The following is a 14,914-nucleotide window of genomic DNA, read 5'->3' as shown; positions in this document are numbered from 1 at the left end:
ATGGTTCAGTCTCTCGAATTGCTTCTCGACGAATCCCTCGATGCCGCGGTCCGGCGCGAGTGGCAGATCCTGCTCGACGCCGACCTGCCCAGCCAGGCGCGACACACCGGCGAGTCCAACAGGCCACATGTGACCCTGGCGGTCGCCGACGAAATGGAGGGGTTGGACGCGCGCATCGCGGACGAGTACCTCGCTGTGGAGTTCCCGATTCGGCTCGGGGCTTACGTGCTGTTCCGGGGCAAGCACATCACCCTCGCGCGTGCAGTCGTCCCCTCGAGGAAGCTGCTCGACCTGCACTCTCGAGCGGCAACGATTCTGGGGGACGCCGACGGCAACAGATCCCACACTCAACCCGGTAAGTGGTCACCACACGTCACGCTTGCACGACGGATGACGCGGGTCGAGCTGGCCGAAGCGCTCGTGCGCCTGGACTCGGCACAACCGGACCTCGTCGGACACACGGTGGCACTGCGTCGATGGGACGGTGACGGCAAGCGTGAGTGGCTCGCGACGCGGCCCGGTCATCAGAACTTGTAGTCACCGAACTGAGTCACCTCGGCATGGGTGTCGGGGGCGTAACCGAGCATCGTCGCGAGGTACACCAGGCTGATCGTGGCCAGGAAAATCAGTGCGATGGTCATGGATGCAAGCCTGCTAGCAGGGGTTCCACACCAACAGTGGCAGATACGACACAGTTCCACGTTTTTCTGCCATACTTGCCGACATGTTGAAACGCGTCGTCGTTCCACTGCTGCCACTGACCGAGCAATTCGAGATGGGTGTCGCCTGCGAGGTGTTCGGCTTCGACAGGTCCGACGAGGGACTGCCCACCTACGACTTCTCTCTGATCGCAGGCGTGGCGGAACCCATCAGATCCCGGTTCGGCTACACCATAGACGTTCCGTACGACCTGTCCCAGCTGGACGACGCCGATCTCATCGTGATTCCGGCGGGAGGTACCCACCTGGCCTCCGACGGCTCCGCGCTGTGCAACTCGGAACTCGACGACACACTGGAACCCCTGCTCGGCAAGTTACGCGCCGCTGTTGCTCGGGGCGCCAAGGTCGCGAGCCTGTGCAACGGCGCTTTTCTTCTCGGCAAAGCAGGATTGCTCGACGGACGGCGATGCACGACGCACTGGCGACACTCGGACCGACTGGCCGCGGAATATCCTCTCGCCGAGGTCGACCGCAACGTGCTCTACGTCGACGACGGAAATGTCCTGACCAGCGCGGGAACGGCTGCCGGCATCGATCTGTGTCTTCATATCGTCCGCAAGGAGCAGGGAAGCGTCGTGGCGAACGGTATCGCGCGACGGATGGTCGTACCGCCGCATCGGGACGGCGGCCAGGCCCAGTTCGTCACCACGCCCCTCCCCGCCGTCGAGGTCGATACCCTTGCGCCACTGCTGGATTGGATGACGGAAAACCTGCATACCGAACTGTCGGTCCAGACATTATCCGCGAGGGTCAACATGTCCGCACGCACGTTCGCGCGCCGGTTCCAGGCCGAAACCGGGACCACGCCCGCCCGCTGGTTGAACGACCAGCGGGTACTGGCGGCGCAACAGCTACTGGAGAACTCGGACCTGTCGATGGATGTCATCGCCGAACGCGTGGGCTTCGGAAATGCCGCTGTGCTGCGGCAACACTTCGTCCGGCTGCGCTGTACGACGCCGAACTCGTACCGACGTACGTTCCGGGCGGCGCCGCAACCTGCATGACCCGGGATGATTTCGAGCCCGGGGCGCGTTGAGGGATCCAGAGAAGCAAACATCGACGAAAGGGCAGGCGTGGCAACACAGACTTTGACTCAGCAGAACTTCGACGAGATCGTCGGCGGCAACGACGTGGTGCTCGTGGACTTCTGGGCGTCGTGGTGTGGACCGTGCCGCCAGTTCGCGCCCACGTTCGAGAAGTCCTCGGAATCCCACCCGGATGTTGTGCACGCCAAGGTCGACACCGAGGCGGAGCAGGGATTGGCGGCCGCTGCCAACATCCAGTCGATCCCCACGATCATGGCGTTCCGTGAGGGCGTCCTGGTCTTCGCGCAGCCCGGCGCACTCCCCGCCGCGGCACTCGAGGATCTGGTGGGACAGGTCAAGGCACTCGACATGGACGAGGTGCGCAAGCAGATCGCCGAGCAGCCTGCCGCCGCTGACAGCGAATAATTCGGACGGCGTTGCCGCGTTCAGGGCCGGTCGCAACTGCGACCGGCCCTGAACTGTGTGGTCGAGCGGTGCCCTTGTCGGATGGGGCCGGATAGCGCCTAGTGCGCGGCCTTGTCCCAACTACGCCCCGTACCGACCGACACTTCGAGCGGCACCGACAACGAAATGGCCGACGCCATCTTGTCGCGAACCAGTGCCTCGACCTCGTCGCGCTCGGATTCGACCACCTCGAGCACCAACTCGTCGTGAACCTGAAGCAGCATGCGCGACTTCAGGTTCGACGCGCTCAACGACTTGTGCACGTCGATCATCGCAACCTTGATGATGTCCGCAGCCGTGCCTTGGATGGGCGCGTTCAACGCAGCACGCTCGGCAACCTCACGCCGCTGACGGTTGTCGCTGTTGAGGTCCGGCAAGTAGCGGCGACGGCCGTACAACGTGGATGTGTATCCGACCTTCCTGGACTCCTCCACCGCGTTCCGCAGGTAATCACGCACGCCGCCGAAGCGAGCGAAGTACGCCTCCATCTGCTGCTTGGCTTCGTCCGTGGAGATCTTGAGTTGCGCAGCCAACCCGAAGGCGCTGAGCCCGTAGGCGAGCCCGTACGACATGGCCTTGACCCGACGACGCAGCTCCGGGGTGACCTCCTCGATGGGAACACCGAAGGCTCGCGCTCCGACGAAACTGTGCAGATCCTCGCCGGTGTTGAACGCCTCGATCAGACCTTCGTCGCCGGACAGGTGGGCCATGATGCGCATCTCGATCTGGCTGTAGTCGGCCGTCAGCAGCATGTCGTAGCCTTCGCCGACGACGAACCCGTCGCGGATGTGGCGCCCGGCCTCGTTACGAACCGGAATGTTCTGCAGGTTCGGCTCCGTCGAGGACAGGCGGCCCGTCGCTGCGACCGTCTGATTGAACGTCGTGTGGATACGCCCGTCGTCGGAGATGGACTTGAGCAACCCGTCGACGGTCACTTTCATGCGCGTCGCATCACGGTGGTCCAGCAGGAACTTCAGGAACGGATGCTCGGTCTTCTCGAACAAGCCCTGCAGTGCGTCTGCATCGGTGGTGTAACCGGTCTTGGTCTTCTTCGTCTTCGGCATGTCGAGTTCTTCGAACAGCACGACCTGCAGCTGCTTCGGCGAACCCAGGTTGATCTGCTTGCCGATCACCTCGTAGGCGGCATTGGCGGCGTCGGACACCTGCCCGGCGAAGCGGCTCTGGAGTTCCTCGAGGTGGGTGCGATCGACGGCGATGCCCGTCGCTTCGATGTCCGCGAGAACTCCGAGGAGCGGTAGCTCCATCTCGGACAGCAACGACGTCGATTCGATGTCGGTCAGTTCCGAGTCCAGTGCAGCCGCCAGATCGAGTATGGCCTGCGCTCGCAGGATCTCGCCCTCGGCCACCGCGGCTTCGGCGACGTCCTCGGTGTCCAGTAGGGACATCTGCCCTTCGACGGAGCCCTCGGCCCGAAGCTCACGCTTGAGGTAGCGCAGGGACAGATCGTCCAGGTTGAAGCTTCGCTGCCCCGGACGAACGAGGTATGCAGCGAGTGCGGTGTCGCTCGTCAACCCGCCCAGAGTCCATCCCCGACCGCGGAGTGCATGGATGGCCCACTTGGCCTCGTGAAGGGCTTTGGGCTGCGTTTCGTCGGCCAACCATGCCGCGAGCGCTGTCTCGTCCGACGGATCGAGTGAGCTCGTCGTGACGAATCCGCCCTCACCGTCGGACGCGGCGATCGCGATGGACACGGCATCACTGTCGAACGGGCGACGAGGACCGACGACCGACAGTCCGTGGCGCTCACCCGTCGACGCGTGAGCGGCAAGCCACGAGGCGAGCTCTCCGACGGGGACGGCGCCACCCTTGACGTCGAAGCCCTCCTCCGCCTCCGGTTCGGCCGAGGACAACGTGTCGAACAGGCGGTCACGGAGAACCCTGAACTCCAGGTCGTCGAACAAGCCGTGGATCTTCTCGCGATCCCACGGTGCCAGTTCGAGTTGGTCCGGGGTGTACGGCAACGGCACGTCGCGCACCATTTCGGTGAGCTCGCGGTTGAGGACGACCGAGGACAGGTTGGCGCGCAGTGCGTCACCGACCTTGCCCTTCACCTTGTCGACGTTGTTGACCAGTTCTTCCAGAGAGCCGTACTGCACGATCCACTTGGTCGCCGTCTTCTCGCCGACGCCGGGGATTCCGGGCAGGTTGTCGCTCGGGTCGCCTCGCAGCGCCGCGAAGTCGGGGTACTGGGACGGCGACAACCCGTACTTCGTGGTCACTTCCTCCGGGGTGAACCGGGTGAGCTCCGAAACCCCCTTCTTGGGGTAGAGCACGGTCACGTTGTCGGTGACGAGCTGCAGCGAGTCGCGGTCACCGGTCACGACGAGAACGCGGTAGCCGAGCGCTTCGGCCTGAGTGACCAACGTGGCGATGATATCGTCGGCCTCGAAACCCGGCTCGGCCATGACCGGGATACCCATTGCGCCCAGGACGTCCTTCGTGATGTCCACCTGGCCGGCGAACTCGTCGGGGGTCTTGCTGCGGTTGGCCTTGTAGTCCGGGAATCGCTCGGCGCGAAACGTCTGCCGAGAGACGTCGAAGGCTGCGGCGATGTGCGTCGGCTTCTCGTCCCGGAGGAGGTTGATCAGCATGGAGGTGAACCCGTAGACCGCGTTGGTCGACTGGCCGCTCGTGGTCTTGAAGTTCTCCACGGGCAGGGCGAAGAACGCGCGGAACGCGATCGAGTGACCGTCGATGAGCAACAGCGTCGGTTGCTGACCGTCGGCTGATTTGCCGGTCGAGGGTGCGGATGCGGCACTGGCGTCGGTTACGGGGCTCACGGTTGCCCAGTCTAGGTAGAGGGTCCGACAGCGGCGGGCGCGGATGGGAATCTGCTGCGATTTCGCCTGTTCACGTAGTTCGAAACACAAATGATACTTATCGGAAATTCGAGACGCCGATTTCGTGCGGTTCCAACGGTTAGAGTCCGACAATTGCAAGCAGCCGAGCCCAATCCTGGGCTCACCCCGACAACCGTCCGGAGGACGTGCGTGGCTCCAAATGTTCGATGGACCCGAAGGAAGATCCGAATTCGGTACACAGACCGACGTTCGTTCCGCCTTCTGAGACAGATCCTCATGTTGGCGATACTCGGATCCATAGCAGCAGTGACGTTCGGTGGCACTGCCGCAGCTCAAGAACCGACCCCTACTCCCCCGCCCACCGCGATCTCGGACGCACCGCCCGCCGACGCGGTCGCCGTGAGCGGAAGCCTCAACAACGGCGGTGAACGCCTTGCCGACGTCGATGTGAAGGCACTGGACTCCTCCGGTGACGAGGTGGTTCGCACCACCTCTCAGGACGGAGGCCGCTGGACACTCCAGTTGTCGCCCGGCACATACACATTCGAAGTCGACTCCGAAACCCTCCCGGACGGAGTCAGCGTCCAGGGCTCGGTGGAACGCGACGTGCAGGCCGGACGCGCCAACACCGTCATCTTCTCCTTCGGTGAAGCCAGAACGGCCACGGAAGTGCCGTTCTACGAGAAATTCATCAGGACTACCGTCGACGGCCTTCGCTTCGGTCTGGTCATCGCACTGGCAGCCGTCGGCCTCAGCCTGATCTTCGGCACCACGGGCCTGACCAACTTCGCGCACGGCGAGTTGGTGACGCTCGGCGCCGTGGCCGCGTGGGTCTTCAACGTCAGCATGGGCATACAGCTGATCTGGGCGACGATCCTGGCGATCATCGTCGGCATCGCGATCGGCTGGCTGAACAACACAGTGATCTGGCGCCCGTTGCGAAAACGGAAGACCGGCTTGATCGCTCAACTCGTGGTGTCGATCGGCCTGGCCATCGCACTGCGATACCTCATCCTGATCTTCTTCTCCGATCGCGCCGAACCGTTCGCCGACTACCAGGCGCAGACCCAGAACGAATGGGGACCGCTGGCGATCACCAATGTCAACCTTGCCTGCATCGTCATCAGCATCGTCGTCCTCGTCGGCGTCGCGGTGATGCTGCAGCGCACCCGAATCGGCAAGGCGATGCGCGCCGTTGCCGACAATCGTGACCTCGCCGCCTCGTCGGGAATCAATGTCGAGCGCGTCGTCACCTTCGTCTGGTGCATGGGTGGTGGCCTCGCCGCCCTGGGCGGCGTCCTGTTCGGGCTCTCCGAGCTCGGTGGCCGCGTTCAGTGGGAGATGGGCTTCAAGCTGCTGCTCCTGATGTTCGCAGGAATCACACTGGGAGGCTTGGGAACTGCGTACGGAGCCCTCCTCGGCTGCGTCATCGTCGGACTGCTGGTCCAGTGGTCGACGATGATCATCAATCCCGATCTCAAATACATCGGAGGACTGCTCGTCTTGATTCTCATCCTCGTCGTCAGACCCCAGGGCATACTCGGCTCGCGGCAAAGGATCGGGTGACAACGTGGATATCCTCGGAGCACTCCAGGTCTCGCTCGCCCAACTGGTCGGGCCGTCGGCAATTTTCTACGCACTGCTCGCAATCGGCTTGAATCTGCACTTCGGCTACGCCGGGCTGCTCAACTTCGGTCAGATCGGCTTCGCGCTGCTCGGCGGCTACGGCGTCGGCATCATGACGATCACCTACCAGCAGCCTCTGTGGCTGGGCATACTCGTCGGCCTCGGCGCCGCAGGCTTGCTGGCACTCGTCCTCGGCATCCCGACGCTACGGCTGCGCGCCGACTATCTCGCGATCGTCACGATCGCCGCATCGGAGATCCTCAGACTCGTCTTCAGATCGACGGCGTCCGATCCGATCACCAAGTCCACCAACGGTATTTTCGGCTTCGCCGATCCGTTCACCTCTCTCAGCCCGTTCGACTCCGGTAAGCAGTACGCGTTCCTCGGCGTGAAGTTCTACGGTGACGACCTGTGGGCCATGGTGGTCGGATGGTCGCTCGTACTGATCCTCTGCGGATTCATCTATCTGCTCACGCACAGCCCGTGGGGCCGCGTTCTCAAGGCCGTCCGCGAGGACGAGGATGCAGCGCGATCGCTCGGCAAGAACGTCTTCGTCTACAAGATGCAGGCTCTGGTCCTCGGCGGCGTCATCGGAGGCATGGGCGGCGTGTTCAACGCCCTGCAGACCAAGTCCATCAACCCGGACTTCTACTCCACCGCGCAGACGTTCTTCGCCTTCGGTGCGTTGATTCTCGGCGGTGCCGCAACAGTGTTCGGCCCGGTACTCGGCGCCATGCTGTTCTGGTTCCTTCTCTCCATCCCCGACGCCATCCTGCGGCAAGCCATTTCGGGTCCCGATCCCCTGCTCAACCTGACCGAACAGCAGGTCGGCGCCACTCGATTCGTACTCCTTGGCATTCTGATCGCCGTGATGATGGTGTTCAGGCCGCAAGGCATTCTCGGCAACAAGCGAGAGGTACAGCTCAATGCCTGACAAGACAACAGCGGACGCACGGCGGCCACTGAGCGCTCAGGAAAGGTCATCGCTGTTCGCCGGAGTCCCCCAGACTCCCGGTGCGGCAAAACCGGATCCGACGCTCGTCGTCGACGGAGTGTCCCGAACCTTCGGCGGCCTGAAAGCAGTCGACGTCGCACACCTCGAGATCCAGCGAGGCTGCATCACCGGCCTCATCGGCCCCAACGGTGCCGGTAAAACCACCTTGTTCAACCTGCTCACCGGATTCGACCGCCCCGACACGGGCACCTGGTCGATGGACGGACAGTCACTGGGCCGGATGCACCCCCACCAGGTCGCGCGCAAGGGCGTCGTACGCACGTTCCAGTTGACCAAAGCATTGTCCAAACTCACTGTGCTGGACAACGTTCGTCTCGGCGCCACCGGCCAGCGCGGCGAACGGATCGTCAACACGCTGATGCCCTGGACGTGGAAGAAGCAGGAGAAGGAGATCACCGACCGGGCCTACCAACTGCTCGAGCGATTCAAGCTCGACGCGAAGGCCGACGACCTCGCCGGCTCCATGTCCGGCGGACAACGCAAACTACTCGAAATGGCGCGCGCCCTCATGACCGATCCGGCCGTGGTCATGCTCGACGAACCCATGGCAGGCGTCAATCCCGCACTGACACAGAGCCTTCTGGGCCACATCAAGTCGCTGCGCGACGACGGGATGACGGTGGTGTTCGTCGAACACGACATGGACGTCATTCGCGACATCAGCGACTGGGTCGTCGTGATGGCGCAGGGCAGCGTCATTGCCGAATCCACCCCGGAAGACCTGTCCAACAACGGTGCTGTCGTCGACGCCTACCTCGGAAGCCATCACGACCAGGCCCTCGAATTCGACGAGAACGGCAATCCCGTCGGCGCCACAGCCGAACTGGCCGAAGCGCTGGAACAGGCCGAAGCCGAAGAGCTCGAAGCAGGCGGCGACTTGTCCGAGCCCGAGTTCGTCGCGTCTGCCGACGTCGCAACCGGCAAGCACGCCAAGGAAGAAGACGGCAAATGAGCGAACCGAACACCGACAAACTGACACCCCCCGAATTCGCCGCAACACCGGAAGAACACGCCCGGCTCGCCGAGGGGGCTCTCGTCCGCGCCGACAACCTCGTCGCCGGATACATCCCTGGCGTCAACATCCTCGAAGAGTGCAACTTCTTCCTGAAAGACGGCGAGATCGTCGGCATCATCGGCCCCAACGGCGCAGGAAAATCGACCCTGCTCAAAACACTGTTCGGGCTCATCCCCGTCCGCAAGGGGTCGGTCAAACTCCGCGGAGACAACATCACCTCCGCCGAAGCCCACGTACTGGTCACCAAAGGCGTCGGATACGTGCCGCAGACACAGAACGTCTTCCCGTCACTCACCATCGAGGAAAACCTCGAAATGGGAATCTATCTGCGGCCGAAGAAATTCGCGGAACGCTTCGACTTCGTCAGCGAACTCTTCCCACTCCTCGGCGAACGCAAGAAAGTCAAAGCAGGCGCACTCTCCGGCGGCGAACGACAAATGGTCGCTATGGGCCGTGCCCTGATGATGGAACCATCGGTCCTGCTGCTCGACGAACCGTCCGCAGGCCTCTCCCCCATGTTCCAGGACGAAGTCTTCATCCGCTGCAAGAAGATCAACGCAACAGGCGTCTCCATCATCATGGTGGAACAGAACGCACGCCGCTGCCTCCAGATCTGCGACCGCGGATACGTCCTCGACCAGGGCCGAAACGCCTACACCGACACCGGCACCAACCTCATGAACGACCCCAAGGTCATCGAGCTCTACCTCGGCACCCTGGCGGGAAGCAAAGAGAAGAAATAACTTCCGCACTCCGACAAGACCCGGGCTCACCCCACGAGCCCGGGTCTTGCTGCATTCTCAGGGGCCGTCCTCGTGCTCCCCAGCGCAGACGGGCTCGGGCACGCCCCGTTCGGAGCGAACGTGGCGTTCGGTCAGTCTGACTGACCAAACCGTTCATTCGGTCCCAACGGCGGATGCCCAAGGCGGAGCGAACGTGGCGTTCGGTCACTTGGAGTGACCGAACGGTTCATTCGGTCCCAACGGATAACCGCACGGCATGGCCACCGACAGCACGGAACCCCGGTCCAGGTGGACCGGGGTTCCGTGTGTTCTGAGTCAGTACCGAGGACCGATCACTCTCCGACGACGATGTATCCGTCCGTCTTCAGGGTGTTGTCCGGGCCGAAGACCAGGTTGCCGTAGGAACCTGTGGCCGGCTCACCTGCGTCGCTGAAGTTCAGCGCACCGGTGACACCGTCGTAGTCGATGTCGGTTCCGGCCTGGACGAGGGGAAGGCACTGTGCGTAGGTGGTGCACTTCTCGCCGTCCTTGGTGACGCTGTTGATGTTGGCCGCAATGTCCGTGCCCGCCGTCGATTTTGCTTGCTCTGCTGCGAGGGCCGAGATGATGACTGCGTCGTAGGACTCGCCGGCGTAGTTGAAGTCCACCAGGGCGGGGTCGACGGTCTTGAGTCGATCCTGGAAGGCGGTGCCGACGTCGGTGAGCGGGGTGGTTCCGCGCATCGTGTCGAGCAGGCCCGGTGCGACGGATTCGCCGAGGGCGTTGCCCATGTTGCCGTCGACTCCGTAGACGAGCGTGCCGTCCGACGGTCCGATGCCGACCTCGTGCATACGCGTGATGATCTTCGCGGACTCCTCGAAGCCGACGATTGCGACGGCGTCGGGCGCGAAGTTGTTCACGTCGTCGACCTCGGCGTTGAACGACTGTGCGTTGGGGTCGTAGATGATCGACTGGATCTGATCCGACGGAATGCCCGCTGCTTCGAGGTTCTCCACGGTGTTGGCGGCGAGGCCGGTGCCGTAGGGGTCGTTGAGCGCGAGGATGGATACACGCTGCGCACCGTCCTCCGCGATGAGCTGCGAAAGCGCTTGAGCCTGAAGTACATCGGTGGGTGCGGTACGGAAGTACTGGCCCTTGTCCGCGTAGCAGACGAACTGGTCCGAAGTGTTGGCCGGGGAGAACTGTACGACGCCGGCGCTGGCGATCTTGTCGATGACCTTCAGTGACACCGAGGACGATGCCGCACCGACGATGACGTCCGCTCCACCCGCGAGCAGACGGTCGACCGTGGTGTTCGCGGTGTCCGTCGTCGTGTCACCCGAGTCGCCGGGGATGAGTTGAACAGGCTGTCCGAGAACGCCGCCCGCAGCGTTGACCTCGTCGACCGCGAGGCGCACACCCGCGACCTCCGGCGGGCCGAGGAATGCGAGGCTGCCGGTTTCGGGAAGCAGCGTACCGACGACCAGCGGGGTCGTGACGGGGGTCGCCCCTGCCGTTGCCTGATCCGGCGTGCAGTCGGTCGACACCGTTGTCTCTTCGGCCGCCGAACTTCCACCGCTGGCAGAGCTGGAACTGTCCCCCGAGCTGGAATCGTCGCTCGAGGAACAGCCGAACAGTGCCAGTGAAGCAGCACCCAGCACCGCAGCCGTGCGGACATAGGTCCGTTTTGCCATCTAGGGTCTCCTTGGTCGATCCAAAAACGAAGCGCACGTGAGTCATGCGCCGCGTGTGTGGATCAGACGCTAGCTGTCCCCATCGGTTCGCGATGGGCGAGAAGACGGCTCGTGACCTGACTGTGACCTGAGGAGCCGAAGATTTACATCGCCGTAGCGTGCGGGCCCGAAATCAGGCCTCGGGCGGGGCGTCGAGCGTCTCGATGATGACGTCGGCGACGGCCTTCATCGTCGTCCGTCGATCCATCGCGGCGCGCTGAATCCACTTGAACGCCTGTGGCTCCGTGAGCGACTGGGATTCCATCAGCTTGCCCTTCGCCCGCTCGATGAGCTTGCGCGTCTCCAGCCGTTCCTGGAGATCCGCGATTTCGCTCTCGAGCGACGAGATCTCCGTGTACCGACTTGCCGCGAGTTCCACGGCAGGCATCAGGTCGGCTTTGGAGAACGGTTTGACCAGATACGCCATCGCTCCCGCGTCCCGCGCCTTCTCCACGAGTTCACGCTGACTGAACGCCGTCAGGATGACGACGGGAGCTATACGCTTCTCGGCGATTTCCGACGCTGCGTCGATTCCGTCCCGTCGTGGCATCTTGACGTCCATGATCACCAGATCGGGGCGAAGTTCCACGGCAAGGTCGACGGCCTGCTGACCGTCGGCCGCCTCACCGACCACCTCGTAGCCCTCTTCACGCAGCATCTCCACCAGATCGAGGCGGATGAGCGATTCGTCCTCGGCGACCACGACCCGTAGAGCGGGCTTTGCGCTCTCTTGCTGGGCAGGAGCATTCATCGTTTACCAGTCTCCTTAGACACGTCATCGACCAGCAGAAATCCTCGCATGCCCGGCACTCTGCCGCAGACCTCACCTGGTTCCACGAACCCTTCGAGGGTACCGGTGTACGGGGCCTGAAGCGCATCTTCTAAAGTAGTGAACCGCACGAAGACGCCAGCCCTCGTATCCCAATTGGCAGAGGAAACGGATTCAAAACCCGTCCAGTGTGAGTTCGAGTCTCACCGAGGGCACCACCCCCCATCGTCTCTGGTACACCGACCCGCACCGCTGGTCACACGGTGAAGCCGCTAGGCATACAGTGAAGCGATGTACATACCCAGCAATCTCCGATGCCACGACACCGGCGCCGGCACTTTGTGCGCTCAGCGTGTCAATCACCGGTTCGGAGATGCTGCGGACCGGTCGGAACCGAAGTGGGTGTACTTCCAGTGCAGTGCCGACAGCACCCATGTGACCGGATACGTCGATCGACCGGTGACCGCCTGAATTCATGTTCGTAGAGCGCGCATTCGTCGATCCGGTCGATCACGTCGACGACTGGCCCTTCACCGTTCCTGCCGTGGCGGACCTCGTCGGAGACGGACTCGAGTTCCATGCGCCCGTGACGATGCTCGTCGGTGACAACGGCTCGGGTAAGTCGACCATCGTCGAGGCTGTCGCGGAGGGTTTCGATCTCGATTCGCGTGGCGGCCGGGCGTCGAGACTGCCGCGCACGGACACCGTTCGGACCCCGCTGGGTGACGTCATCGAACTCGAGACGACGCCGCGAGGCGCACGGATGCTTCGCGGACCGCGGTTGCAGAAGAAAGGCTTCTTTCTCCGTGCCGAGACGGCTGTCGAACTGACCGAGCGTTACTCGGGCGTGCCGGGTTACTGGGACGAGGACACCACCGAATTGAGCCATGGTGAGGGATTTCTCGCGGTGTTTCGCGCAATGTTCCAGGACCCGGGCTTCTACGTGCTGGACGAACCGGAGTCGGCACTGTCCTTCACGGCCTGCCTTCGACTGGTGGCGTTGATGTCCGAACTCGCCGACGCCGGGGCCCAGGTCGTCTGCGCGACGCACTCGCCTGTGTTGGCGTCGGTGCCCGGAGCCGACATCGTCGAAGTCGGTGACCACGGTCTACGCAGAACCAGTTGGGAGGAACTGGAACTCGTCGCGCATTGGCGTCGGTACCTCGCCGATCCGTCGATGTATCTGCGTCACCTTCTGGACTAGTGTCAGGGCACCGGTAGCTCTCGGCGACGGACGCTTCCCGGTGACTGCCCGACGAGCCTTTTGAATGCTCTCCCGAAGGCTGCTTCGGACTCGTAGCCGCTTCGACGTGCCAGTTCGGCGACAGTGCGGTCACCGGATTTCAGTGCGTCGTGAGCGCACTGCATCCTCCACCGAGCGAGGTAGCGCATGGGTGCTTCACCGACGAGTGTGGTGAAGCGTGCGGAGAAGGCCGACCTCGACATCGAGACTTCGGCGGCGAGGGTCGCCACGGTCCACGGCTTGTCCGGCGAGCGGTGAATCACCGCCAGCGCTGGGCCGATCCCTCGATCCTGCAGTGCACCGAGCCAACCGGATCCGGCCGCGGGATCGTTCTCGATCCACCACCGCAGCGCCTGGATGACGAGGATGTCCGACAACCGCGTGATCACGGCTTCCCCGCCGGGTCGGACTCGCTGGGCCTCGTCGGCGACGAGGCCGAGTGTGCTGTGCATCCACGACAGCTGCGGTGTCGGTGCCGACTCGACGACGATCAGCGACGGCAGGCAGTCGAGCAGCTTTCCGACCGACGGGTGATCGAGCCGCACGGCTCCACAGATCATGGTCGTCGGGGATCCGGTGCCTCCGTGGCGGACGACGGCGTATCGATCGCTGATGTAGTCGTGGTGCAACTCGTGCACGAGGGGCGCGGAGTCGGCGAGGGAGGCGTCGCTGGACAGGACATGTCCGGAACCGTCCGGCACCAGCGCAAATTCGCCCGGGGCGATCCACCGAGGCTCGGCGCCGTCGACCTCGAGGAGGCCTCGTCCGGCGACCACGACGTGAAACCACAGGCAGTCCTCCATGGGGGGCATCGCGAGTCCCCAGGGCTCGGCCAGCTCGGACCGACAGTAGAACGCACCGGTCATTCGGACGAAATGCAGGGCTTCGCCGAGCGGGTCGGATGTTCTCCATGGATCGTGGCCGCGCATCGACCGATCGTACGACGTCGTGGACGAACGAGCATGAAGTAGCGACGAACGAGCATGGATCGTCCAGCCACTCGGAGGCATGCTGGACGAACCGACAGAAGGGACACCGTCGTGCTCGAGAAGGTTGCATCCATCGCCACCACGACCTCTGCCGTCGGGTGCGGGCTGACAGCGGGGGTGCTGCTGGCGTTCTCGGTCGGCGTCATGCCCGCGCTGAGAACGCGACCCGCCGCCGACGCCGCTGCCACGATGCAGCAGATCAACAACGTGATCGTCTCACCTGTGTTCCTGACGGTCTTCCTCGGCGCCGCTGCTGCTGCAGTGGCCGCGGCCGTCACGAGCCTTGCGTCGGGCGGAGATTCGGGGACGCTCGTCGTTGCCGGCGCCGTGGTGTACGTGGTCGGGTGCGTAGCGGTGACGGTCGCAATCAACGTGCCGCTCAACGATTCTCTGGCCTCGGTCGACCCGTCCAGCAGCCACGGTGCTTCGGTGTGGGCGGACTACCTCACCCGCTGGACGCGGTGGAACCATGCCAGGACTGCGGCGGCCACTCTGGCGTGTGCTGTGTTGACCGCGGCGGCGCGGATCTAATCTGCTTGCGGTTGCTCGTGACGATGACGGATCTCGGCTTCGAACTTCTCGATCAGAGCATCCGCCTCGGCGAGCTCGGCGCCTTGCGCACCCTCGTCCATCGATTGGTCGCGGCCGCGCTTGAGCACAGCGAGTTCTGCGTCGAGTTCATGATTGTCGAGTACTCGTGGATCCAACATAGCTCCATTGTCGTCGACGACGCCGGTGCCCGCACGCGATTGGGCCTGACATGCTGGTGGG

The 14,914-nt window shown here is 63.6% G+C and carries 15 protein-coding genes and 1 tRNA gene; 11 read left to right on the top strand and 5 right to left on the bottom strand.

The genetic code is table 11. The annotated features are described in order from the left end of the window. The 3 genes from CH290_RS06795 to trxA all read left to right on the top strand — a co-directional run bounded on the left by CH290_RS06795 (position 1) and on the right by trxA (position 2,170). Positions 1-537: a 2'-5' RNA ligase family protein gene (locus CH290_RS06795; RefSeq protein WP_020112034.1), complete on the top strand. Its 537-nt coding sequence runs from the start codon at positions 1-3 to the stop codon at positions 535-537. 187 nt (positions 538-724) lie between these two features. Further along, entirely contained in the window at positions 725-1,723 is a 999-nt protein-coding gene (locus CH290_RS06790) for a helix-turn-helix domain-containing protein (protein ID WP_019665832.1), read from the top strand. Positions 1,724-1,792: 69 nt separating this feature from the next. Then, positions 1,793-2,170, top strand: a complete 378-nt coding sequence (gene trxA, locus CH290_RS06785; protein ID WP_019665833.1) for a thioredoxin — start codon at positions 1,793-1,795, stop codon at positions 2,168-2,170. A gap of 98 nt (positions 2,171-2,268) precedes the next feature. On the opposite strand, the gene polA is transcribed toward trxA, so the two are convergent. Next, a complete protein-coding gene (gene polA, locus CH290_RS06780) occupies positions 2,269-5,010 on the bottom strand; it encodes a DNA polymerase I (protein ID WP_033188595.1) in 2,742 nt (913 codons plus the stop codon). A gap of 297 nt (positions 5,011-5,307) precedes the next feature. Here polA and CH290_RS06775 point away from each other — a divergent pair, with 297 nt between their 5' ends. From CH290_RS06775 to CH290_RS06760, 4 genes are read left to right on the top strand one after another with little or no spacing between them, the layout of a single operon-like run. Then, positions 5,308-6,597 carry a branched-chain amino acid ABC transporter permease gene (locus CH290_RS06775; RefSeq protein ID WP_019665835.1) on the top strand — a complete coding sequence of 430 codons (1,290 nt, stop codon included), beginning with the start codon at positions 5,308-5,310 and terminating at the stop codon, positions 6,595-6,597. A gap of 4 nt (positions 6,598-6,601) precedes the next feature. Beyond that, positions 6,602-7,591 (top strand): branched-chain amino acid ABC transporter permease, encoded by a 990-nt coding sequence (locus CH290_RS06770; protein WP_019665836.1) that lies wholly within the window; start codon positions 6,602-6,604, stop codon positions 7,589-7,591. Next, complete coding sequence (locus CH290_RS06765) at positions 7,584-8,624, top strand: ABC transporter ATP-binding protein (RefSeq protein WP_020112030.1); 1,041 nt, start codon at positions 7,584-7,586, stop codon at positions 8,622-8,624. Before CH290_RS06770 ends, CH290_RS06765 begins: the two co-directional genes overlap by 8 nt. Further along, positions 8,621-9,430 (top strand): ABC transporter ATP-binding protein, encoded by an 810-nt coding sequence (locus CH290_RS06760; protein WP_033188594.1) that lies wholly within the window; start codon positions 8,621-8,623, stop codon positions 9,428-9,430. The genes CH290_RS06765 and CH290_RS06760 overlap by 4 nt, the downstream gene beginning before the upstream one ends. Before the next feature lie 332 nt (positions 9,431-9,762). Here the strand turns inward: CH290_RS06760 and CH290_RS06755 are convergent, their stop codons facing one another. Together CH290_RS06755 and CH290_RS06750 are read right to left on the bottom strand one after the other, a co-directional pair. Beyond that, on the bottom strand, positions 9,763-11,103 hold the full coding sequence (locus tag CH290_RS06755; RefSeq protein WP_020112029.1) for an ABC transporter substrate-binding protein: 1,341 nt from the start codon (positions 11,101-11,103) through the stop codon (positions 9,763-9,765). 172 nt (positions 11,104-11,275) lie between these two features. After that, a complete protein-coding gene (locus CH290_RS06750) occupies positions 11,276-11,893 on the bottom strand; it encodes an ANTAR domain-containing response regulator (RefSeq protein WP_019665841.1) in 618 nt (205 codons plus the stop codon). Positions 11,894-12,052: 159 nt separating this feature from the next. Between CH290_RS06750 and CH290_RS06745 the strand changes: the two genes are divergently transcribed. From CH290_RS06745 to CH290_RS06735, 3 genes are all read left to right on the top strand, one after another. Then, positions 12,053-12,129 (top strand) — tRNA-Leu (locus CH290_RS06745). 73 nt (positions 12,130-12,202) lie between these two features. Continuing rightward, a complete protein-coding gene (locus CH290_RS06740) occupies positions 12,203-12,382 on the top strand; it encodes a hypothetical protein (RefSeq protein WP_020112028.1) in 180 nt (59 codons plus the stop codon). Positions 12,383-12,386: 4 nt separating this feature from the next. After that, entirely contained in the window at positions 12,387-13,115 is a 729-nt protein-coding gene (locus CH290_RS06735) for an AAA family ATPase (protein WP_033188593.1), read from the top strand. 2 nt (positions 13,116-13,117) lie between these two features. Here CH290_RS06735 and CH290_RS06730 read toward each other — a convergent pair whose 3' ends face one another. Next, positions 13,118-14,083, bottom strand: a complete 966-nt coding sequence (locus CH290_RS06730) for an AraC family transcriptional regulator (protein WP_033188605.1) — start codon at positions 14,081-14,083, stop codon at positions 13,118-13,120. A 111-nt stretch (positions 14,084-14,194) separates the two neighbouring features. Here CH290_RS06730 and CH290_RS06725 point away from each other — a divergent pair, with 111 nt between their 5' ends. Beyond that, a complete protein-coding gene (locus CH290_RS06725) occupies positions 14,195-14,674 on the top strand; it encodes an anthrone oxygenase family protein (RefSeq protein ID WP_020112025.1) in 480 nt (159 codons plus the stop codon). Here the strand turns inward: CH290_RS06725 and CH290_RS29930 are convergent. Beyond that, on the bottom strand, positions 14,671-14,853 hold the full coding sequence (locus CH290_RS29930) for a hypothetical protein (protein ID WP_019665846.1): 183 nt from the start codon (positions 14,851-14,853) through the stop codon (positions 14,671-14,673). The genes CH290_RS06725 and CH290_RS29930 overlap by 4 nt on opposite strands. Positions 14,854-14,914 lie beyond the last annotated feature (61 nt).

It is taken from the genome of Rhodococcus sp. 06-156-4 (assembly GCF_002259345.1).
Lineage (GTDB): Bacteria > Actinomycetota > Actinomycetes > Mycobacteriales > Mycobacteriaceae > Rhodococcoides > Rhodococcoides fascians_E.
The sequence above is the reverse complement of the archived record's forward strand: the minus strand, read 5'-3'. Positions and strand labels throughout refer to the sequence as shown.

Bases quoted from the DNA above. Each gene is read 5' to 3' on its own strand.
- CH290_RS06795 (WP_020112034.1), top strand. From the start codon at position 1: ATGGTTCAGTCTCTCGAATTGCTTCTCGACGAATCCCTCGATGCCGCG.
- CH290_RS06750 (WP_019665841.1), bottom strand. From the start codon at position 11,893: ATGAATGCTCCTGCCCAGCAAGAGAGCGCAAAGCCCGCTCTACGGGTC.
- CH290_RS06775 (WP_019665835.1), top strand. From the start codon at position 5,308: ATGTTGGCGATACTCGGATCCATAGCAGCAGTGACGTTCGGTGGCACT.
- CH290_RS06735 (WP_033188593.1), top strand. From the start codon at position 12,387: ATGTTCGTAGAGCGCGCATTCGTCGATCCGGTCGATCACGTCGACGAC.
- CH290_RS06740 (WP_020112028.1), top strand. From the start codon at position 12,203: ATGTACATACCCAGCAATCTCCGATGCCACGACACCGGCGCCGGCACT.
- CH290_RS06730 (WP_033188605.1), bottom strand. From the start codon at position 14,083: ATGCGCGGCCACGATCCATGGAGAACATCCGACCCGCTCGGCGAAGCC.
- CH290_RS06760 (WP_033188594.1), top strand. From the start codon at position 8,621: ATGAGCGAACCGAACACCGACAAACTGACACCCCCCGAATTCGCCGCA.
- CH290_RS06755 (WP_020112029.1), bottom strand. From the start codon at position 11,103: ATGGCAAAACGGACCTATGTCCGCACGGCTGCGGTGCTGGGTGCTGCT.
- CH290_RS29930 (WP_019665846.1), bottom strand. From the start codon at position 14,853: ATGTTGGATCCACGAGTACTCGACAATCATGAACTCGACGCAGAACTC.
- CH290_RS06790 (WP_019665832.1), top strand. From the start codon at position 725: ATGTTGAAACGCGTCGTCGTTCCACTGCTGCCACTGACCGAGCAATTC.
- CH290_RS06765 (WP_020112030.1), top strand. From the start codon at position 7,584: ATGCCTGACAAGACAACAGCGGACGCACGGCGGCCACTGAGCGCTCAG.